3 protein-coding genes are annotated in these 2,288 nt (G+C 71.4%); 1 reads left to right on the forward strand and 2 read right to left on the reverse strand.

The window, feature by feature from the left end; genetic code table 11:
- The coding region (locus E1200_RS32675) for a TIGR04222 domain-containing membrane protein (protein ID WP_131956452.1) at window positions 1–638 on the reverse strand (638 nt) is incomplete at its 3' end.
- Between the two features lie 62 nt (window positions 639–700).
- Window positions 701–1,102 (reverse strand): peptide-methionine (R)-S-oxide reductase MsrB, encoded by a 402-nt coding sequence (gene msrB, locus E1200_RS32680; RefSeq protein WP_131956454.1) that lies wholly within the window; start codon window positions 1,100–1,102, stop codon window positions 701–703.
- A gap of 65 nt (window positions 1,103–1,167) precedes the next feature.
- On the opposite strand from msrB, the gene E1200_RS32685 reads away from it, so the two are divergent.
- Complete coding sequence (locus E1200_RS32685) at window positions 1,168–2,250, forward strand: DNA polymerase domain-containing protein (protein ID WP_131956456.1); 1,083 nt, start codon at window positions 1,168–1,170, stop codon at window positions 2,248–2,250.
- Window positions 2,251–2,288 lie beyond the last annotated feature (38 nt).

The following is a 2,288-nucleotide window of genomic DNA, read 5'->3' on the forward strand; positions in this document are numbered from 1 at the left end:
CCGCCGTAGTCGCCGCCGCCCGAATACCCGCCGCTGTTGTCGTCGAGCAGGTCGGACATCCCGTGGATGTAGCGGCCGCGGCCGCCGGGGGTGTGGTCGCGCAGCCGGCTCCACCCGTACGCGGCCGGCTTCGGGTCGTCGGTCAGCAGGATCGACCGCATCTTGGACGTCGCGAGCCCGGCCGGACCGAGCACGGCGAGCCGCTCCAGCTGCGAGTCGCCGAGCTCCTCGACGAGGTACCGGCACACCTCCCTGCCGTCGCGGGTGAGCCGGAACCGCCTGCCGCGCACGAGCCCCTCCTCGCGCAACGCCTGCCCGACGGCGCGGACCTCCGGTGACCGGGAGGCCGCCGCGATCAGCTCGCCGAGCCGGAGGCCCGCGTCGGGGATCTCGTCGATGACCGCCTCGCGGACCGGGTCCTCTTCCCGCTCCGGGTCGGGCCGTTCGCGCAGCAGCACCTCGATCCGGCGCGTCCCCCGGAAGAGCCGGATGCGGCGTTGCTCGTCCAGCAGGTACAGCGCGATCTGGACGACCCGCGGCGGCCCGCCGAACAGCAGGGCCGTCGTGTAATGATCGAACTCGTCGAGTTCCGGTGGGTCGTCGGATTCCTCGATGTCGTCGACATCGGACTCGCTCATGGAGACCACCCCCTGGCGGTGAGCCGTCGTCCATGAGACGCGCGAGCGCCCGGCCCGGTTGGCTATCCGGCGGGTTCCAGGGTGAGCGACACCGAGTTAATGCAGTACCGGTCATCGGTCGGGGTGCCGTAGCCCTCGCCGTGGAACACATGGCCCAGGTGCGAGTCGCACGCCGCGCAGCGCACCTCGGTGCGGACCATGCCGAGCGAGCGGTCCTCGATCAGGGTGACCGCGTCGGAGTCCGCCGGGGCGTAGAACGACGGCCACCCGCAGTGGCTCTCGAACTTGGTCTCCGAGCGGAACAGCTCCGTACCGCAGGCACGGCACCGGTACACGCCGACGGTCTTCGTGTCGTTGTACTCGCCGGTGAACGGCTTCTCGGTCCCCGCCTCCCGCAGCACGTGGAACTCTTCGGGGCTGAGCTGCGCCCGCCACTCTTCCTCGCTCTTGCGGATCTTCTCCATGCCTCCGACGGTACCCGCCGGGGTGGTCGCCCGGCACTGTCGTGCCCGTGGGTTAACGTGCCGTTATGGCCTCGCCCTTCATCGAGATCCCGGTCGGGGATCGGCTCGTCAAGGTGACCAATCCCGACAAGGTCTACTTCCCGGAGCACGGCTACACCAAGCGGCAGCTGGTGGAGTACTACCTGGCCGTGGGGGAGGGCATCGTCCGCGCGACCCGCGACCGCCCGACGACGCTGGAGCGCTGGCCCGCCGGCGTGTTCGAGGGCGCCAGGATGGCCACCCGGGAGGACTACGCGCGCGGCCAGTCGGGCATGGGCGCCGGCAAGTCCGACGCGTTCTACCAGAAGCGCATCCCGAAGGGCGCGCCCGACTGGGTGCGGACCGCCAAGATCAAGTTTCCCAGCGGCCGCTCCGCCGACGAGGTCTGCCCGACCGAGCCCGCCGTGATCGCCTGGGCCGCCAACCTCGGGACGCTGACGTTCCACCCGTGGCCCGTCCGCAGGGGCGACGTCGACCACCCCGACGAGCTGCGCATCGACTTCGACCCGCAGCCCGGCACCGACTTCTCCGACGCCGTCCGCGTCGCGCTCGGCCCGGCCCGCGACCTGCTTGCGGAGCTGGGCCTCACCGGCTACGTGAAGACCTCCGGCAAGGCCGGGGTGCACGTCTACGTCCGCATCGAGCCGCGCTGGACGTTCACCGAGGTCCGCCGCGCCGCCCTCGCGTTCGGCCGCGAGGTGGAGCGCCGCGACCCCTCCGGAGTCACCACGAGATGGTGGAAAGAGGAGAGAGGGCAGCAGATCTTCATCGACTACAACCAGAACGCCCGCGACCGGACGATCGCCTCGGCCTACAGCGTCCGGCCCGCTCCGCACGCTCCGGTGTCGGCGCCCCTCACCTGGGACGAGCTGCCGGACGCCGACCCGCGCGACTTCACCATCGCCACGATGCCCGCGCGCTTCGCCGAACTCGGTGACCTGCACGCGTCCATCGACGACGAGGCGTTCTCCCTGGAGGGCCTGCTGGAGCTGGCCGACCGCGACGAGCGCGACCACGGCCTCGGCGACATGCCGTATCCCCCGAACTACCCGAAGATGCCCGGCGAGCCCAAGCGCGTCCAGCCCAGCAAGGACACCGACAACCACTGACGGGGCGGCCCCGCCGTCCGCCGGACGGACGGCGGGGC

The organism is Actinomadura sp. GC306 (assembly GCF_004348665.1).
Classification (GTDB): Bacteria; Actinomycetota; Actinomycetes; order Streptosporangiales; family Streptosporangiaceae; genus Spirillospora.